The organism is Nonomuraea sp. NPDC049655 (assembly GCF_044465465.1).
Classification (GTDB): domain Bacteria; phylum Actinomycetota; class Actinomycetes; order Streptosporangiales; family Streptosporangiaceae; genus Nonomuraea.
In genome coordinates this window covers 675,414-692,362 of record NZ_JBITLS010000003.1, presented here as the reverse complement: position 1 = coordinate 692,362, position 16,949 = coordinate 675,414, and the positions used below count along the sequence as shown (strand labels likewise).

The window sequence follows — 16,949 nt, the reverse complement described above, 5'->3', positions numbered from 1 at the left end:
CTCGGCCGGACATCGGGCCCGAGGCCGAGAGCCGCATGCGACCCCGGTATGACCGCCGCGACCTGTCTGCGACCGGAGTCGCAAGCGGCCGCGCCGCGGCGATCAAGCGTGCCGGCCGAGGAACGCCGCCCGGTTCTCCTCGGCCCAGGAGGCGAACGTCCGCGCGGGCGTGCCGGTCAGCTCCTCCACCACCGGCGTGAGCTCGATCGGACGGCCGTCGCAGCTCTGCCAGTAGTCCAGCAGGGCGTCCGCGAAGGCCGCGTTCATGTACTGCGCCATTTCGGCCGTCCACTCCTGCCTGGTGACGGGCCTGATCGCGATGTCCCGCCCGGTGACGCGGGAGAGGATCTCGATCTGGTCGGTGAACGTGAGCGACTGGGGCCCGGTCAGTGTGTACGCTCTGCCGCCGAGCGCGGGGTCGGCCAGAACGGCGGCCGCGACCGCCGCGATGTCCGCCTCGTGGATGGCGTCGACGTGCGCGTGCGGGTAGGGCAGGTTGATCGGCGTCCCCGACTTGACGGCCCATGACCACGCCATCGCGTTGCCGCAGAAGGTGCCGGGCCGCAGGACGGTGCTCGGCACGGGCGAGGCGGCCAGGGCGCGTTCCGGGACGAGATGCGTGGCGGCCAAGGGGTTGCTGTCGGGATCGGGCATGAGCACGGCGGCGGAGGACAGCAGCACGACATGCTCGACCCCGGCCGCCTCGGCCGCCGCGGCGAACTCCTGCGCGTGCGACGGCTCGGCGTACAGGAACACCGAGGTCACGCCTGCGAGCGCACGGTCAAAGGTGGACGGATCGCCCAGGTCGCACCTGACGACGGACGGGTCGGCGGGGGCCTTGGACGCCGGTCGTACAGACAAGCCCTGCTCGCGCAGGAGGCCGATGAGAGCGGTCGCGACGGCGCCGCGAGCGCCGGTGACAAGAGTGGTCATGTCGGTGCAGATCCCTTCGCAGACTCTTCGCGACGTGAGCGCGACGCCTGTCGATAGAATGAAAGCGCGACACAGAATTTGTGTCATGCAATGATTGCGTGACGAACATTATGAGGAGTACGGAGCCGCACGTGTCAAATCGAGCCGAGATGCTCAAGCGCATCAGCGACGAGAGTCAGCGCCACTACGCGGCCTACACGCTGTTCAACCAGGCCATGGCCGACCGGCTCGGCCTCCACCCCACCGACCTGCAATGCGTGGCCCTGCTCGACCTGGAGCAGGGGCCGATCAGCACCGGCGAGATCGCCCGCCTGGCCGGACTCACCCCCGGCTCGGCCACCCGCCTGGTCGACCGCCTGGACAAGGCGGGTCTCGTCGTGCGGCACGCCGACCCGGCCGACCGCAGGCGCGCCCTGGTCGCCCTGACCCCGGAGGCCCGTGCCCGGATCGGTGCAGCTTGGGACGTTCCCGGCAGGGCGTTCGTCGAGATGCTCGACCATTACGACGACGACGCGCTCGCCCTGATCGCCGACTACCTGGAGCGGGCCGCCTCGGTGGGCCGCGCACAGGCGCAGCGCCTCACGACGTCCGCCTAGAGCCTGGTGCGGAGGCGGCCGGGCCGGCCGGTTCGGAGCATGTCCGATCCGTACAAGCCCGATGCCGAGCTCGCTGAATATCGTCACGGCTGTGCGCCTCGGCGGGCGCATGAGGACGGCCGGAAATGGGCCGTCCGGATCGTTGTGCCCCAGTGAGATCTGGTTGAGACGGAGTGCTCGTGAATATTGGAATCGGTCTGCCGATCGCCGTTCCCGGACGTCCTGCGCGGGAGGTCAAGCAGTGGGCGGAGGACAGTGAGCGCCTCGGCTTCCACTCCCTGGGATCCATCGACCGCCTGGTCTACGACATCCTGGACCCGCTGGTCTCCCTCGGCGTCGCCGCGGCGGTGACCGAGCGCGTCCAGCTGTTCACCAGCGTGCTGAACGTCGGATGGCGGGGCAACCCGATCCTGTTCGCCAAGCAGCTCGCCACCGTCGACCTGATCTCGCAGGGCCGGCTCACGGCGGGCCTGGGCATCGGGGGCTGGCCGGACGACTTCACCCTCAGCGGCGCTCCCGGCAAGGGCCACGGCAAGATCTTCGACGACACCCTGACCGAGATGCGCCGCGTCTGGGACGGTGAGGTCACCAGCATCTCCGGCCCGCCCCCGCTGCCCGGCGAGGGCCGTCCCAAGCTGCTCATCGGTGGCCTGATCCCCGCGGGCCATGCCCGCGCCGCCCGCTTCGGCGACGGCTGGGTGGCGCCGACGCTGAGCCTGGACCTGCTGGTGAACGGCGTCCAAGGCGTCACCGAGGCATGGGCCACGGCTGGGCGGCCCGGCAGGCCGCACATCCTCACCGGCCGCTACTTCTGCTGCGGTCCCGAGGCCGTCCGGCTCACCGACGAGTACGTGGCCCACTACTACGGCTCCAAGGAGTCGCCCTACTACGAGTCGGTCCGCGCCGACTCGCTCGACTCCGACGAGCGCCTGCTCAAGGAGCTGATCGCTCTGTCGGACGCGGGCGTCGACGACCTGGTGCTCTACCCGGTCAGCAGTTCCCTGGACCAGGTCCACCTGCTGGCCGAGGCGCTGGAGCGGGTGGGGGTCCGGCGGAACCCGACCTTCGACTTCACCACGGGCTGACCTGGACCGAGCCACCTGAATGACGACACGTGAGGACATGCCAGTGATCGAGCAAATCCCGCCGACGGGTGGCCCCGCTCTGACCGCCGGGGCGGTGATGGGACTCGCCGGCAGCGTCAAGGGCCCGGTCTTCCTCCCCGGCGCCCCGGGGTACACCGAGGAGGCGGAGGGCTTCGACCGCTCCGTCGTACATCACCCGGCCGTCATCGTCGGCGCGGCCGGCGCCGACGACGTGGTGGCCGCGGTGCGCTTCGCCCGCGACCATGGGCTGGGCGTCGCCGTACAGGCCACCGGCCACGGTGTGGGGCCACCCGCCGACGGGGCCTTGCTCATCTCCACGCGGCGCATGGACGGGCACCGGGTCGACCCCGAGCGCCGCACCGTGCGGCTGGAGGCGGGCGTGCTGTGGCGGGAGGTCATCCAGTCCGCCGCCCGCCACGGCCTGGCCCCGCTGAACGGCTCGGCGCCGTTCGTCGGCGCCGTCTCCTACACGCTGGGCGGCGGCATCGGCGTGCTGTCCCGCCGCTACGGTTACGCCGCCGACCACGTACGCTCCATCGAGGTCGTCACCGCCGACGGCGAACCGCGCACCGCCTCGCAGGAGGAGAACACCGACCTGTTCTGGGCGCTGCGCGGCGGCAAGGGCAACTTCGGGGTGGTCACCTCACTTGAGGTGGAACTGGTGGAGGTGTCGCGGATCTACGGCGGCGGCCTGTTCTTCGCGGCCGAGTCGATCCGTGACGTGCTGCACTTCTACCGCACATGGGTCACCGAGGTGCCCGACGAGCTCAGCTCCTCCTTCCTGATGATGCCCTGGCCCGATGCGCCCGAGGTCCCAGGGGAGTTGCGCGGGCGTTTCGTCCTGCACCTGCGCCTGAGCTACCTCGGCTCGCCGCAGGACGGCGCCCGGCTGGTCAAGCCGCTGCGCGAGATCGCCACGCCGCTGCTCGACACGGTCACCGACCTCCCGTACACCGAGGTCGGCACCATCCACAACGATCCGCCGACGCCCGGCTCGTACCACATCGACAACTTCCAGCTCACCCACCTCGACCATGACGCCGTCGAGGCGATCCTGGCGCTGGTGGGCCCCGGGTCGAACAGCGCGGTCGGCATCGAGATCCGCCATCTCGGCGGCGCCCTCGCCCGGCCGCCGCGCCTGCCGAACGCGGTCGCGCGCACCGCCGCCCAGTTCCAGCTGTACTCCGCCGGTGTCCTCGGCATCGGCGAGGACGAGGCCGTATATGCCGGGCACGACCGGGTCGTCCAGACCCTCGCCCCATGGAACAGCGGGACGCGCACGCTCAACTTCATGGCGGGCGTCGCCCACACCGATCCGGAGGACGTGCGGCAGGCGTTCACACCGCAGGCGTACGAGCGGCTGGTCGCCGTCAAGACGGCCCACGACCCCGGCAACGTGTTCCGCTTCAACCACAACATCCCGCCGGCGCCGACGTCTGGCTGAAACAGTCTGTTGAGGTCCTTCCGGAGGCTGCGGCCGAGCCCGCGGTCGGCGAACGGGGGTGCGCCGGAGTTTGCCGCGGCGACGGTGATCGTCCTCCTGCCGGAACAGCAGTGATATCCACTCGGCTATCGCCCGGCGTCCCATACCAGTATTGGACGCCACAAGATCTGTTCTGATCTGCTGGACCGGCATCGACGTCACTCCGGGCCGATCTGATCAGGATCTGTGCCCGTGAAAGAGCAGGTGTTCGACCATGTCCCTCGGGCAGTCCGTCCCATCCCGCCGTGCGTTGCTGGCCGCCGCGGCCCTCCTGCCGCTGGCCGGCCGCCCGGTCGAAGCCGCGGCCGCCACCGCCCCCAGGCGTGCTCGCCGCTACTACGACCGCGCGGCCGCGCTGGCGGGGGACGACCCGGTGCTGCGGGCCCTGGTCAAAGCGCTCGCGCCCGACCTCACGATGCCGGAGCCGAAGCCCCTCCGCCCGTTGCGCGTCTTCGACGACGTGGCGGTGGTGGGCACCACCTTCGTGCAGGCCACGGCGCTGTTCACGTCCGGGGGCATCGTCCTCGTCGACGCGATGGGATCCCCGGACGACGCCGAGAAGATCATCGTGCCGGGGCTGCGCGCCGTGGGCGCGGACCCCGCACAGATCAAGTACGTGGTGGTCGCCCACGGCCACGCCGATCACTTCGGCGGCGCCCAGTTCCTCGCCGACCGCTACGGCGCCCGCGTCATGATGAGCCGGAACGACTGGGACCTCATCGCCGCCGAACGTCCCGCGAACGCGCCCGAACGCGACCTGGAGATCGCCGACGGCCAGAACCTCACCGTCGGCGGCACCACCATCGCCTTCCACCACACGCCCGGGCACACGCCCGGCACCGTATCGTCGATCTTCCCCGTGCACTGGAGGGGACGGCGGCACACCGCGATGTTCTGGGGCGGCACCAACCCGCCCGCCGCGACCGCCGGCAAGCGCACCACCCTGGCCTCCGTGCTCGCCTTCGCCGCCACGATGCGGCGGGCGGGGGTGGAGGTCGAGCTGACCAACCACGGCGGCGTGGACGACGGCCTGACCCGCATCGAGCAGCTGCGCGCCGGAACGACCGGCGCGGCCAACCCGTTCGTCATCGGCCGGGCCAGGACACAGCGCTTCATGAAGGTCATGGAGGTCATGATGCGCGGCCGCATCGCCCAGGACGAGGAGACGTCCGCCGCACGCGGCCGACGGACCCTCGCCTGCTGCTGACCAGGCGGGCGCTGCTCACCGAAGCCGGCATCCGGACCCTTCCGGTCATTTACGCCCTCGGCGACTGGGGCCTCGACTGGCGTCCGGGCAGCGACGACCTCCGCAGCCGGCAGCAGGCCATGCGGGACGAGGGCCCGGCGTTCATCGAGGAGCTGATGGACGAGCTGCGCGTCCGCCACCTCGGCGCCCCGCCGAAGCCGCACGACGGCCCCGGCCCGTTCGAACGCCTCGACGCCGCCCGCGCCGCGGCCGCCCCCCAAGAACACGTCGATCAACGGTGACGGCTGCGAGCTGGTGGCGGCGGCCGAACGGCGACAACGGGCGACGCCTTCCCCGGCCTGCCCTCGGCGTCACGTCGTAACGGCTCCGCGGTGGATATCGAGTGGCCGGTCTCGCGGTGAACCGGGACAATCGCCTGTCGTGATGGGCATCTCCGGCTTCGAGCCGACCTTTCTCGTCGGACTCGAAGCCGTCCGCGAGCACCACGGGCCGCGCCTGGCCGCGCTTGCCGGTCGGCGGCTGAGTGGCTTCGCGCTCGTACGTTTCGTCGAGGACGGGGACTGGTATGCCGACTGCCCCGTCGTCCTGGACTTCGACGGCGTCCAGGTGGAGCTCTGCCACTGGAAGTTCGATGAGCTGTCGATCGGCTGGAACGCCATCGACACGACGGCCCCGGTCACCGGCTGGGAGGAGGACGAGCTCACTCCGGCGTGGTCCAGCGCCGACGAACGGCTGGAGTCGTTCGTCGGCCGGGAACTGCGCGAGGTTGCCCTGCTCGAGTGGCGGCCTTCACGTCCCGACGTGGCGGCCGGCACCCTCGCGGTGGAGTTCGCCTTCGGCACGGGACGCTTCCACGTCGCCAACGCCCTCGACGAGAACAGCATCGAGGTCGGCGACGCCCATCCGGAATGGGTGCGGCACCCGCTGGGCCCCGCAAGCCGTATCTCCCGAAGCCGACCGGCCCGCACCGGGTCGGCACGACGTCCCTGCACCTGACCGACGCCTCCCGTCCCGACCCGTGGGTCCCCGCGGCCAGGACGAGGGAGCTCATGGTCTCCCTGTGGTACCCGACGGCGGCGCAGGCCGCACGGCGGGCGCCGTACGTCACCCCCAAGGAGTCGGAGCTGCTCCTGAAGAGATCGGGGATCAAGGAACTGGAGAACATTCCGCCGGACGGGCTGAGCCGCACCCGTACGAACGCCCTCGAAGACGCCGAGCCCTCGGGACGCCGGCGCGGCCTGCCGCTCGTGGTGCTGTCGCCCGGCTTCACCTGGCCGCGCAGTTCCCTCACGGGTCTGGCCGAGGACCTGGCGAGCAGGGGGTACGTGGTGGCCGGCATCGACCACACCTACGAGAACTTCGCCACCACCTTCCCTGACGGGCGGATCGCCACCTGCGCCGCCTGCGCGAACGTCGACGACGACTTCGGCCAGAGGGTGATCAGAAGCCGGGCGATCGACACGCGCTTCGTGCTCGACCGGCTGACCGGGTCGCGGCCCGCGTGGAAGGGCGGCGCCCTGATCGATCCGGGCCGGATCGCGATGGCGGGCCAGTCCATCGGCGGCGCCGCCGTCCCGGAGACCATGCTGCAGGACGCCCGGGTACGCGCGGGGATCAACATGGACGGCAGCCTGTTCCTCCCGATCCCCGACGGCGGACTGGCGCGGCCGTTCATGCTGAGGGGCGCCCCCTCGAACGACGGCACCTGGAGACGCGACTGGGAACGCCTGACCGGGTGGAAACGCTGGCTGGTGGTGAAGGGGGCGCTGCACCCGTCGTTCACCGCCCGGCCATCCCGGCGCGGTCATACTGCGATTCGTGACTCTTGAACAGGTACGTGTCCACCACCGCACCGGGCAATGGTGCTCCGGCGTCCGAACCGGCGACAACATCGTGGCCTACGACGTCGAGATCCTTCCCCCTTGGCGGGTTCCCGGCCGTCCCACGACCGATCGCTGCTTCGTGATCGCCGACGAAGGGGTGCAGATCCGGAGGCCGGTCACCTTCGTGGACGCACTCGAAGGCGGGTGGTACATCGACCTGGTCGAGGTGGAGGAGGCGAGCCCGAAACGGCTGAGGGTCCGCGACCTCTACGTGGACATCGTCGTGCCCCCGGCCGGCCACCGCTACGAGGTCCTGGACCTCGACGAGCTCGCCGACGCGCTGCGGGACGGCGTCATCGACGCCGCCACCACGGTCGGGGTGCTGCGCAACACCCAGCGCTTCATCGACAGGCATCTGCGCAACCTGAACCAGGACCCGCCGAACTCGTGGCCGGACTTCCCGCCCGCAGCCGTGCTGGACCTGGCCGACCTGCCGCCCTTCGACGTCACACGGGGCTGAACCGAGGCGTCCTCGGCCCCGAAGCGACCGCGCCGCCACGGAGGAACCCCGCCGGCCGGCCGGTACGGCCATGGTCTACCGTGATCGCCATGAAGGCGGCTGCTCGGTATTTGTGCTGGTTGGCGTGGGCGCAGAAGGGCCGGGTCGCTTCAGGCGCGACCCTTGGCACCCTGTGGACGGTGGGCCTCACGCTCCCGCCGTACCTGCTGTCGAGGGCGATCGACGACGACCTGGCGCCCGGCTGGGTGCTGGCGCTGCTCGGCGCCGGCCTGGTCAACGCCTGGCTGGCGATGATGCGGCACCGTACGATGACCAAGATCCGGATGGACGCCAACTTCCGCACGGTGCGCGCCCTGGTGGAGCAGATCAACACGCTCGGCGCGGACCTGAACAGGCGCACCTCGGCAGGCGAGGTCGTGACGATCGGCATCGGCGACGTCATCACGATCGCCGCCGCGCTGACGGTGACCGGCCCCGGGGTGGGCGCGGTGATCAGCTACGGGGTGGTGGCGGCGCTGCTGCTGCAGGTCTCCGTGGTGCTGGCCGTGGTGGTGCTGCTCGGCGTGCCGGTGCTGGGGATCGTGCTCGGGCCGCTGCTCGGGCGGTTGATGAAGGTGCAGAACGGCTACCGCGAGAGCCAGGGCAGGCTGACCGCCCGGCTGGTGGACCTGATCGAGGGGCTGCGGGTGCTCAACGCGTTCGGCGGCAAGGGCGCCTACGCCGAGCGTCACCTCGCCGACTCGGCGCGCCTGCGCGAGCAGGGGTACCGGGTGGCGTCGCTGACGAGCTGGATCGGCGCGCTGGGCGTCGGGCTGCCGGCTCTGTTCCTGGCCGCGGTGACCTGGCTGGGCGCCAGGCTGGCCGCGGAAGGCGCGATCACGGTGGGCGAGCTGGTCGGCGTGTACGGATACATCGCCATGCTGGTGGTCCCGGTGTCCTTCTTCATCGAGGGCAGCTTCCAGATCAGCCACGGCCTGGTCTCCGCCCGGCGGGTCACCCGCTTCCTCGCGCTGCGGCCCGGCGGCCGGCCCCGCTCCACCGAACCGGAGATCACGCCGGGCAGCTTCGTGGGGCTGGTCAGCGCCCGTCCGGAGGAGAGCGTGGCGCTGCTGGAGAGCCTCGGCGGGTTCGACGGCACGTCGTTGATCGCCGACCACGACGCCGCGCTGTTCACCGGTACGCTGCGCGAGGTCCTGCAGGGCCGGGGCGAGGCCGACGACGAGACCATCCGTCGCGCGGTCGCCGTCGCCGCCGCCCAGGACGTGGTCGCCGGGCTGCGCCACGGCCTGGACTCCGTGATCGAGCCGGGCGGCCGCAACCTGTCGGGCGGCCAGCGCCAGCGGGTGCGCCTGGCCAGGGCGCTGGTGGCCGATCCCGAGCTGCTGCTCGCGGTGGACCCCACCTCCGCGCTGGACGCGCACACCGAATCCCTGCTCGCCCAGCGCCTTCGTACGGCGCGCGCCGGCCGCACGACGGTCGTCGCCACCACGTCGCCGCTGCTGCTCGCCCAGGCCGACGAAGTCCTCCTGATCGAGGACGGCCGGGTGGCCGCCACCGGCACCCACCGCGACCTGCTGGACTCCAGCGACGCGTACCGGACGGTGGTGTCGTGACCCGCGACCTCCCCGTCGCCGACCGCAGGCGCGTACGGCAGGCGGCCCTGCGCCTGATCCGCCGTGACGTCCCCGGGTTCACCGCCACCCTGCTCCTCAACGGCCTGGCGGCGGCCGCTGCCCTGGTCAGCCCGTGGCTGCTGGGCCGCATCATCGACACCATCTCCGCCGGCGGGGCGATCGACCTGCTCGCCGCGGTCGCCGTGGGCGGGGCGCTGCTGCAGCTCGTCCTGTCCCGATACGCCGAGCGGACCGGCGCCCGCTTCAGCGAACGCGTCCAGGAGCACATCCGCCAGGAGTTCCTCGACCGCGTGCTCGCCCTGCCCGCCGCCACCGTCGAGCACGTCCGCACCGGAGACCTGACCGCCCGCGGCACCACGGACGTCAGCGTGGTCGGGTACACCCTGCGCAACGCCGCCCCGGCCGTGCTGATCTCCTCCCTGCAGGCGCTCTTCCTCGTCGCGGCCGTCTTCCTGGTCGACCCGCTGCTGGGAGCCTGCGGCCTGGTCACGCTCGCCGGCGTCGCGGCCGCCTCCCGCTGGTACCTGCGCCGCGCCCGCGACGCCTACCTGGAGGAGGGGGCCGCCCGCTCGGAACTGGCCGAACACCTGGCCGCGGGCGCCGCCGGCGCCCGCACGATCGAAGCCCTCGGCCTGCAGGACCGGCGCACCCGCGCCGCCGAGCGGGTGATCGAGCGCGGCCGGGTGGCCCAGCTGCGCACCCTCTTCCTGCGCGGCGTCCTCTGGCCGTCGGTGGAGGTCTCCGCCCTCCTCCCGCCGGTGCTGGTCCTGCTGCTCGGCGGCATGCTGCTGGACGGCGGCCAGGTCACCCTCGGCGCCGTCGTCTCGTGCGTGCTCTACCTGCGCCAGCTCCAGCAGCCCATCGAGACCGTCCTCATGTGGATGGAACAGCTGCAGAGCAGCGGCGCCGCCTTCGCCCGGATCGAAGGGCTCCGACTCCCGGCGGCGCAGACCGGCGTGGCCGCCCCCGAACCCCGGGACGACCACATCGTGGCGGCCGGCGTGCACTTCGCCTACGAATCGACCGGCGACGTCGTCACCGGCGTGGACCTGACCGTGCGGCCCGGCGAGCGCCTGGCCGTCGTCGGCCCCTCGGGAGCCGGCAAGTCCACGCTCGGCAAGCTGCTGGCCGGCATCGACCGGCCCCGCCTCGGCACGGTCACCGTCGGCTCGGTCCCGGTCGCCGACCTGTCTCCCGCCCAGCTGCGCAAGCACGTCGTGCTGGTCACCCAGGAGCAGCACCTGTTCCTCGGCACCGTCCGCGACAACCTCCGGCTGGCCGACCCCACGGCCGACGACAACCGGATGGAGAAGGCCCTCGCGGCGGTCGGCGCCGACTGGGTGGCCTCGCTGGACGACGAGCTCGGCCCGCATTCCTCCGGCGGCGAACTCGGCCCAGACCGGGTGCAGCAGCTCGCCCTGGCCCGGGTCATCCTGGCCGACCCGCACACCGTCATCCTCGACGAGGCCACCGCCATGCTCGACCCGCGTACGGCCCGGCGCGCCGAACGGTCGCTGGCGGCGGTGCTGGACGGGCGCACGGTGATCGCGATCGCGCACCGGCTGCACACGGCGCGGGACGCGGATCGGGTGGTGGTGATGGAGGGCGGCCGCGTCGTGGAGGTCGGCGCGCACGACGAGCTGGTCGCGGCCGGCGGGGTCTATCAGGGGTTGTGGAACTCCTGGCACGGCTCGCGCCCCTAGCGGGCGGCCTGCCGGGCGTGCCGGTCCGCCGGGGGGAGGACCGGTCCGGCCGGCCGGCCGTGGCCGCGGCGCCCGCGCAGGACTGACGCCCCCCGGCGGCCGTCACGCGTGGCTGGCCACCCGGCCCTCGCCGGTGCTCATCTCGGGCCAGAACTCCCGGTACCGGCCGGAGTGGAAGACCAGCGGCTCGCCCCCGGCCCGCTGGAAGCGTTCCACCGCTCCGACGAGGATGTGGTGGTCGCCGCCGTCGTGGACGCGCTCGGTGCGGCAGACGAAGCTGGCCAGCGTCCCGGCGAGGATCGGCAGCGGCGTGCCGAGCAGCTCCACCCCGGCGAACTTGTCGGCCGCGGGGGTGGCGAAGCGGCTGGACAGGTGGCCCTGGTCGGCGGCCAGGACGTTGACGGCGAACCGCCCGGCCCGCAGGAAGAGCGGCGCGCTGGGCGCCCGGTTCGACAGGCACCACAGCAGCAGCGCCGGATCGAGCGAGACCGAGGTGAGGGAGTTGACGGTCACGCCGGCCCGCTCCCCGTCGGCGGTCACCGTCGTGATCACCGCCACCCCGGTCGCGAACTGCCCGAAGGCGTCACGGAGCGATCTCATGCCGTCACCCTGCCCAGATAGGTCTCGGCACGGCCGGCGTCCATGAACCACTCGGCGTAGTCGGCCGGGTCGTCGAAGCCGTTGACGAAGCGGGAGGCGATCTCCGGGCGCTGACCGGCGGCGCCCAGCAGCGCCAGATGGTGCGGCTCGGCCGGCGCGAGCAGGGCGTTGGTCCAGTTCGTGACGTGCTGGGCCTGCGCCCAGAACAGGTCGAAGGTCTGCCGCATCCAGTCGGCGTCGAACGGCCGGTCGCCGCGTTCCACGATGGCCCGCAGGTAGGTGGCGGCGCACTTGGCGGCGTTGTTGCTGCCCTGCCCGGTGATCGGGTCGTTGAGCACCACGACGTCGGCGACGCCGAGCACCGGAGCGCCGGAGGGCAGCACGGCCACCGGACGCCGGACGGTGGGGGCGAAGCGGCCGGTCAGCACCGCGTTGGCGTCGGTGAGCTCGATGCCGGCGCAGCGCTCGGCCTCCCACGGGAAGAAGGTCTCCAGGATCCGGCGGCTGCGGGCCAGGTGCTCGGCGGGGCCGCGGACGTCGCCCCAGCAGTCCATGGGGCCGTCCGGGACGCCCTCGAACACCATGATCTCGCAGGGGCCGGTGTGCGTGAGCGCGGGGAAGACGAAGTACTCGCCCACGCCGGGCAGCAGGTTGAAGCAGACCGCCGAGTGACCGGGACGCGGGGCGAGGCCGTTGACGTAGGTGACGGCCAGCGCGCGCTGCGGGGTGGCGTAGGGGGAGCGGGCGGGGTCGCGTTCGAAGAGCGAGGCGATCTGGCCCTTGCCCGCGGCGACCAGGACCAGGTCGTACCGGGCCGCGTAGCTCTCCAGGTCGTCGGGGGTGGCGTCGTGCAGGACGAGCTTGCCGCCGAGCCGCTCGAACTCGCCCAGCCAGGCCGGCATCTTCAGCCGCTGGTCGACCGAGCGGGCGGGGACGTCCAGCCGCGCCGCCCAGTCGAGGGCCTTGCCGCCCTCCGGGCTCGGGACCGTGAGCGCGATGCCCTCGATGGGCGGGCAGACGTCGGCCCACCAGTCGAGGCCGAGCTCGCGCTCGTGGGCCTGCGCGGTGCCGAACATGGCCTGGCCGGACATCACCCGGCCGTCGCGGATGGACTCGGGGGTGCGGTTGGAGACCACGGTCACGTCGTAGCCGTGCTGGAGCAGGCCGATGGCCAGGTGGAGACCGGCCTGGCCGGCGCCGACGATGAGGATGTCGCGCATGGTGGTGTCCTTCTGGTGTGGTGTGGAGGATCAGATCGGCGCCTGACAAGAACGGTACGGGCGGCGCGTGCGCCCGTGCCATCCGCTGAGCGCGGATCTCATCCGCCTGACGCGGGACCTCTGCGCAACGTCTCCGACGGCGGCTGCCCGTACCTCTCGCGGTACTGGGCGGCGAATCGTCCCTGGTGCAGGAATCCCCATCGGGCGGCCACCGTGGTCACCGTGGCCCTGGCCGGGTCGGCCGTCCTGAGCTCGTCGTGCACGCGCGTCAGCCGCACCTGCCTGAGGTGTGCCATCGGGGACAGCCCGAGATGCGCGCGGAAACCCTCCTGGAGGGAGCGGCTGCTGACCGCGACGGCGCCGGCGATGTCCGTGGTGCTCAGCGGCAGGTGGGCGTGCCCTTCGATGAACTCCATCGCCCGGCGCACCACCTTCGGCAGCGCGGGCGGCCTGGGCGCGGTCAGCCGGTCCAGGTAGTTGGAGGGCTGCATGGTCAGCAGCAGGGTGATCAGGGCGTTCTCCAGATGGGCGACGGCCAGCGGGTGGCCGGCCAGCCCGTCGTCCCGCTCGGCCTCCCTGACCAGCAGGTCGGCCATGTCGCGCCAGGAGCGGGTCCAGCCGGTCGTCAGGTCCATGCCGAGGTCGAAGACGACCGGGCCGTCGAGCGGCTCGCCGAGCATCTGCTCCAGCGCGCGTTCGATCGCCGTGCGCTCGAACTTGACCAGCAACTGCGGGCAGCCGGCGGCCCAGCGCATGTCGAGGTGCCGGGTCGGCGAGGGCAGCGAGGCCAGGGACGGGGAGGAGACGACCTCCTCGTCGCCGGCGCGGATCAGGCTGCGTCCGGCGAGCGGGATCATGACCAGGAAGAACGTGTCGAGGTCGCCCGGCTCGATGTGCACGTCGGCCCCGTAGTCGAGGTAGCTGACGCGGACCGCGCCGAGCTGCACGGAGTTGAACCGGGCCGACAGCAGGTCCGCGTCCCCGGCCAGGTCCAGCCGGTGCGGGCAGAACACCTTGGCGACCTCGCCGCGGACCTCGTCGAGGTCGGAGCTGGCGAAGACGGCACGGTTGCTGAGGAGCACACCAGATGATCGGGCGTCCGCCCCTCGGCGTTCCAGGTAAAAGTACGTACAAGAGATCCGCCGCCTTGACCCCATTGGAGACGATCTGCACATGCAATACCTGATCTCGGTGATCGACGACAGGACCAATTCGGCCACCCCGGAGGAGCGCGCGGCGATCGACGTGTTCAACGAGCGCCTCCGGACCCAGGGCCACTGGGTCTTCGCCGGCGGCCTCGCCGCGCCCGCCACGGCCACCGTCATCGACAACCGGGGCGCGGAGGCGATGGTCACCGACGGGCCCTTTCTGGAGTCCAAGGAGTACCTCGCCGGCTTCTGGATCATCGAGGCCCCCGACCTCGACGTGGCGCTCCGGCTCGCCGCGGACGGGTCGAAGCACTGCAACCGCAAGGTCGAGGTGCGACCGTTCCTGTGACCGACGTCCGCGAGGCGGTCGCTCGCGCCCACCACGAGGAGTGGGCCCGGGTGGTCGCCGCCCTGACCAGGCGCTTCGGTGACCTCGACATCGCCGAGGAGGGGGCCGCCGAGGCGTTCGCGACCGCCGTCGAGCGGTGGCCGGCCGACGGCGTGCCGCCCAACCCGGGCGCCTGGCTGACCACCACCGCCAACCGCAAGGCCATCGATCGGATCCGGCGCGAGAGCAAGCGCGACGACAAGCACAGGAAGGCTCAGATGTCCCACGACGCCCCGCCCGAGCCTGCCGGCGCCATCGACGACGACCGGCTCCGGCTGATCTTCACCTGCTGTCATCCGGCGCTGGCGATGGAGACCCGCGTGGCGCTTACGCTGCGCCTGGTCGCCGGCCTGACCATGCCCGAGATCGCCCGCGCCTTCCTGGCCCAGGAGAGCGCCGTGGGGCAGCGGATCACCCGCGCGAAGGCCAAGATCAAGGCGGCGCGCATCCCCTACCGGGTGCCGTCCGCCGAGGATCTCCCGGCGCGCGTCTCCGGCGTGCTCGCCGTGCTGTTCCTGGTCTTCAACGAGGGCTACCTGGCCACCGGCTCCGGCACCGATCCCGTACGGCACGAGCTGACCGCCGAGGCGATCCGGCTCACCCGCCTGATCCGCGCCCTCCTGCCGGACGACGGCGAGGTGACCGGGCTGCTGGCGCTGATGCTGCTCATCGAGGCCCGCCGCCCCGCCCGGGTCTCGGCCGGCGGCGAGCTGGTCGCGCTCGACGAGCAGGACCGCGGGGCCTGGGACGCGGCGCTGATCGCCGAGGGCCACCGGCTGGTGCGCGAGCGCCTGGCCGCGGCCGCCGCCGGGGTGGCGCCGGGCCGCTACCAGATCCTCGCGGCGATCAACGCCGTGCACACCTCCGCCCGCGACATGCGCGACACCGACTGGTCGCAGGTCCTCGCCCTGTACGACCAGCTCGTCCGCCTGGACCCCTCGCCGATCGTCGCGCTCAACCGGGCCGTCGCGGTCGCCGAGCTCGACGGGCCCGAGGTGGCGCTGGCGGCCGTCGACCGTCTCGGGGACAGGCTGGCCGGGTACCACGCCTACCACGCCACCCGCGCCGACCTGCTGCGCCGGCTGGGCCGCGGTCAGGAGGCGCGCGCCGCCTACGACAGGGCCATCGACCTGGCCGGCAACACCGCCGAGACCGCCTCGCTGACCCGCCGCCGCGACCGGCTGCTGCCGGGGTGATCAGGCGGCCTCGCCGCGGGCGATGTAGAGCTTCATGTCGGTGAAGTCGAGGGTGAGGTTGTAGGGCTTGAAGAAGCAGTGGGCGAAGTGGCCGATCCCGTCGAAGCCCGACCCGTAGGGCCAGGGCACGTTGACCGGCATGTTCGGGTCCGCCTCGCAGTAGACCCGCTGGGCGACGGCGTCGCCGAGCCGGAGCTCCTCCGGATAGCAGGGGTGGGTGACGGTCGGGTGGCTGTGGGCGAACGTCTCGATCGGGCGGTCGAGGTCGACCCGGACCCCCAGACGTCTGGCCACCTCTCCCGGCATGCCCGCGGCGATCTCGCCGACCCCGCCGAGGTTCACGCCCACCACCCGCGGGCCGGACCCCGCGATGCTGCCCACGCTGTGCACGTCGTGGTCACGGGACAGCCACATCGGCAGCGGCTCGGCGCCCGCCCGCGCGGCGGCGGCGCGTGCCTCCCTGGCCGTCTCGGGGGTGCGGCGGCGCAGGATGAGGTGCCGGCCCGCGTAGTCGAACGTGGTCAGCAGGTGGTAGAAGACCCACGTGCCGATCAGGCCGTCGCCGTCGCTGCCGACGTCGGCGCCCGACTCCGTCGACGACCAGCCGACGGGGACGTTGCGCAGTTCGATGCCGCCCAGCCTGAAGGAGTCCAGCACCCCGTAGTGCACCCAGATGGGCGTGCCCTCGAAGTCGGTCTTCTGGCTGACGACGGCCTTCAGCCCCGCCTCCTTGGCCGCCGACGCGGTCAGGCTCAGGTTCGGGGCGCCGGTGTAGAACGTGAAGCGCTTCGCCGGTCCGCCGTTGACCGAGGCCTCCACCAGCGGCCGCGGGTCCATCTGCAGGAACCGCACCCGGCCGACGTCACCCTTGATCTGGTACGCCTCCCCGCTGATCGCCGCGAACCATTTGGCGTAGTCATCCGCGCCGGCCGCCTTCCAGCACGGAACGGAGAGGGCGAACTTGTCCTGCCGGATGTAGCAGTCGCCCAGGAGCTCGTTGGCCTCCTTGTCGCCGGGCGCCAGGCGGACGGCCGTCTTGAGGTATTTCTCGGCTTCGGGGAACCGGTTGGACAGCAGCCCGACATGGCCGCGCCGGCGGGCCGCGTGCAGGTTCCCGGGGTCCTTCTTCAGGATCTCCTCGTACGCGCGGCCGGCCTGCTCGAACTTCCCGGCCTTGAACAGCGCGTCGGCGTCGCCGCCGTCGGCCAGCGCCGTGGCCGCCCCGTCCAGCAGCGGCGCCGTCGCGGCGGCGCCGGCCAGCACGGCGGCCCCCCGGAACAACGAACGCCGGTCCCATCTCCCGTCATCGGCCGAAGCCTTCTCCCTTTCCATGACCCCCAGTCAAGGGGGACGGCTGTTGCCGTGAGGTATGCGTTTTTCGATACGCCCGCG

General features: G+C 72.2%; 17 protein-coding genes. 12 read left to right on the top strand and 5 right to left on the bottom strand.

Annotation, left to right across the window (positions count from 1 at the left end):
• Positions 1 to 102: 102 nt before the first annotated feature.
• Positions 103 to 933 carry an NAD(P)H-binding protein gene (locus ACIBQ6_RS12990; protein ID WP_397211818.1) on the bottom strand — a complete coding sequence of 277 codons (831 nt, stop codon included), beginning with the start codon at positions 931 to 933 and terminating at the stop codon, positions 103 to 105.
• Between the two features lie 131 nt (positions 934 to 1,064).
• On the opposite strand from ACIBQ6_RS12990, the gene ACIBQ6_RS12985 reads away from it, so the two are divergent.
• From ACIBQ6_RS12985 to ACIBQ6_RS12940, 10 genes are all read left to right on the top strand, one after another.
• Complete coding sequence (locus ACIBQ6_RS12985) at positions 1,065 to 1,529, top strand: MarR family transcriptional regulator (protein WP_358287222.1); 465 nt, start codon at positions 1,065 to 1,067, stop codon at positions 1,527 to 1,529.
• 179 nt (positions 1,530 to 1,708) lie between these two features.
• The gene (locus ACIBQ6_RS12980; RefSeq protein WP_397211817.1) at positions 1,709 to 2,614 is read left to right on the top strand and encodes an LLM class flavin-dependent oxidoreductase; all 906 of its coding nucleotides are present in this window, start codon (positions 1,709 to 1,711) and stop codon (positions 2,612 to 2,614) included.
• 43 nt (positions 2,615 to 2,657) lie between these two features.
• A complete protein-coding gene (locus ACIBQ6_RS12975; protein ID WP_397211815.1) occupies positions 2,658 to 4,079 on the top strand; it encodes an FAD-binding oxidoreductase in 1,422 nt (473 codons plus the stop codon).
• Positions 4,080 to 4,332: 253 nt separating this feature from the next.
• Positions 4,333 to 5,325, top strand: a complete 993-nt coding sequence (locus tag ACIBQ6_RS12970) for an MBL fold metallo-hydrolase (protein WP_397211813.1) — start codon at positions 4,333 to 4,335, stop codon at positions 5,323 to 5,325.
• Between the two features lie 119 nt (positions 5,326 to 5,444).
• Positions 5,445 to 5,606: a hypothetical protein gene (locus ACIBQ6_RS12965; protein ID WP_358287214.1), complete on the top strand. Its 162-nt coding sequence runs from the start codon at positions 5,445 to 5,447 to the stop codon at positions 5,604 to 5,606.
• A 139-nt stretch (positions 5,607 to 5,745) separates the two neighbouring features.
• On the top strand, positions 5,746 to 6,321 hold the full coding sequence (locus tag ACIBQ6_RS12960) for a hypothetical protein (protein ID WP_358287213.1): 576 nt from the start codon (positions 5,746 to 5,748) through the stop codon (positions 6,319 to 6,321).
• Positions 6,234 to 7,154, top strand: a complete 921-nt coding sequence (locus ACIBQ6_RS12955; protein WP_397211810.1) for an alpha/beta hydrolase family protein — start codon at positions 6,234 to 6,236, stop codon at positions 7,152 to 7,154. Before ACIBQ6_RS12960 ends, ACIBQ6_RS12955 begins: the two co-directional genes overlap by 88 nt.
• The gene (locus tag ACIBQ6_RS12950; protein ID WP_397211808.1) at positions 7,144 to 7,668 is read left to right on the top strand and encodes a DUF402 domain-containing protein; all 525 of its coding nucleotides are present in this window, start codon (positions 7,144 to 7,146) and stop codon (positions 7,666 to 7,668) included. The genes ACIBQ6_RS12955 and ACIBQ6_RS12950 overlap by 11 nt, the downstream gene beginning before the upstream one ends.
• 179 nt (positions 7,669 to 7,847) lie before the next feature.
• On the top strand, positions 7,848 to 9,281 hold the full coding sequence (locus ACIBQ6_RS12945; protein WP_397211806.1) for an ABC transporter transmembrane domain-containing protein: 1,434 nt from the start codon (positions 7,848 to 7,850) through the stop codon (positions 9,279 to 9,281).
• Positions 9,278 to 11,005, top strand: a complete 1,728-nt coding sequence (locus ACIBQ6_RS12940; RefSeq protein WP_397211805.1) for an ABC transporter ATP-binding protein — start codon at positions 9,278 to 9,280, stop codon at positions 11,003 to 11,005. The genes ACIBQ6_RS12945 and ACIBQ6_RS12940 overlap by 4 nt, the downstream gene beginning before the upstream one ends.
• Positions 11,006 to 11,107: 102 nt before the next feature.
• On the opposite strand, the gene ACIBQ6_RS12935 is transcribed toward ACIBQ6_RS12940, so the two are convergent.
• The 3 genes from ACIBQ6_RS12935 to ACIBQ6_RS12925 form a co-directional block, all read right to left on the bottom strand.
• Positions 11,108 to 11,605, bottom strand: a complete 498-nt coding sequence (locus tag ACIBQ6_RS12935) for a flavin reductase family protein (RefSeq protein ID WP_397211803.1) — start codon at positions 11,603 to 11,605, stop codon at positions 11,108 to 11,110.
• Positions 11,602 to 12,825 (bottom strand): styrene monooxygenase/indole monooxygenase family protein, encoded by a 1,224-nt coding sequence (locus ACIBQ6_RS12930; RefSeq protein ID WP_397211801.1) that lies wholly within the window; start codon positions 12,823 to 12,825, stop codon positions 11,602 to 11,604. The genes ACIBQ6_RS12935 and ACIBQ6_RS12930 overlap by 4 nt, the downstream gene beginning before the upstream one ends.
• Positions 12,826 to 12,923: 98 nt before the next feature.
• Positions 12,924 to 13,907, bottom strand: a complete 984-nt coding sequence (locus ACIBQ6_RS12925; protein ID WP_387674544.1) for an AraC family transcriptional regulator — start codon at positions 13,905 to 13,907, stop codon at positions 12,924 to 12,926.
• A 91-nt stretch (positions 13,908 to 13,998) separates the two neighbouring features.
• Here ACIBQ6_RS12925 and ACIBQ6_RS12920 point away from each other — a divergent pair, with 91 nt between their 5' ends.
• Both ACIBQ6_RS12920 and ACIBQ6_RS12915 read left to right on the top strand, forming a co-directional pair.
• Positions 13,999 to 14,322 (top strand): YciI family protein, encoded by a 324-nt coding sequence (locus ACIBQ6_RS12920; RefSeq protein WP_397211799.1) that lies wholly within the window; start codon positions 13,999 to 14,001, stop codon positions 14,320 to 14,322.
• A complete protein-coding gene (locus ACIBQ6_RS12915; RefSeq protein ID WP_397211797.1) occupies positions 14,319 to 15,557 on the top strand; it encodes an RNA polymerase sigma factor in 1,239 nt (412 codons plus the stop codon). The genes ACIBQ6_RS12920 and ACIBQ6_RS12915 overlap by 4 nt, the downstream gene beginning before the upstream one ends.
• On the opposite strand, the gene ACIBQ6_RS12910 is transcribed toward ACIBQ6_RS12915, so the two are convergent.
• A complete protein-coding gene (locus ACIBQ6_RS12910; protein ID WP_397211795.1) occupies positions 15,558 to 16,889 on the bottom strand; it encodes a tetratricopeptide repeat protein in 1,332 nt (443 codons plus the stop codon). It abuts the gene before it with no gap.
• Positions 16,890 to 16,949: the final 60 nt, after the last annotated feature.

Excerpts from the sequence above, each read along its gene's own strand:
- ACIBQ6_RS12990 (WP_397211818.1), bottom strand. The coding sequence starts at position 933 with ATGACCACTCTTGTCACCGGCGCTCGCGGCGCCGTCGCGACCGCTCTC.
- ACIBQ6_RS12970 (WP_397211813.1), top strand. The coding sequence starts at position 4,333 with ATGTCCCTCGGGCAGTCCGTCCCATCCCGCCGTGCGTTGCTGGCCGCC.
- ACIBQ6_RS12965 (WP_358287214.1), top strand. The coding sequence starts at position 5,445 with ATGCGGGACGAGGGCCCGGCGTTCATCGAGGAGCTGATGGACGAGCTG.
- ACIBQ6_RS12955 (WP_397211810.1), top strand. The coding sequence starts at position 6,234 with ATGGGTGCGGCACCCGCTGGGCCCCGCAAGCCGTATCTCCCGAAGCCG.
- ACIBQ6_RS12935 (WP_397211803.1), bottom strand. The coding sequence starts at position 11,605 with ATGAGATCGCTCCGTGACGCCTTCGGGCAGTTCGCGACCGGGGTGGCG.
- ACIBQ6_RS12930 (WP_397211801.1), bottom strand. The coding sequence starts at position 12,825 with ATGCGCGACATCCTCATCGTCGGCGCCGGCCAGGCCGGTCTCCACCTG.
- ACIBQ6_RS12920 (WP_397211799.1), top strand. The coding sequence starts at position 13,999 with ATGCAATACCTGATCTCGGTGATCGACGACAGGACCAATTCGGCCACC.
- ACIBQ6_RS12910 (WP_397211795.1), bottom strand. The coding sequence starts at position 16,889 with ATGGAAAGGGAGAAGGCTTCGGCCGATGACGGGAGATGGGACCGGCGT.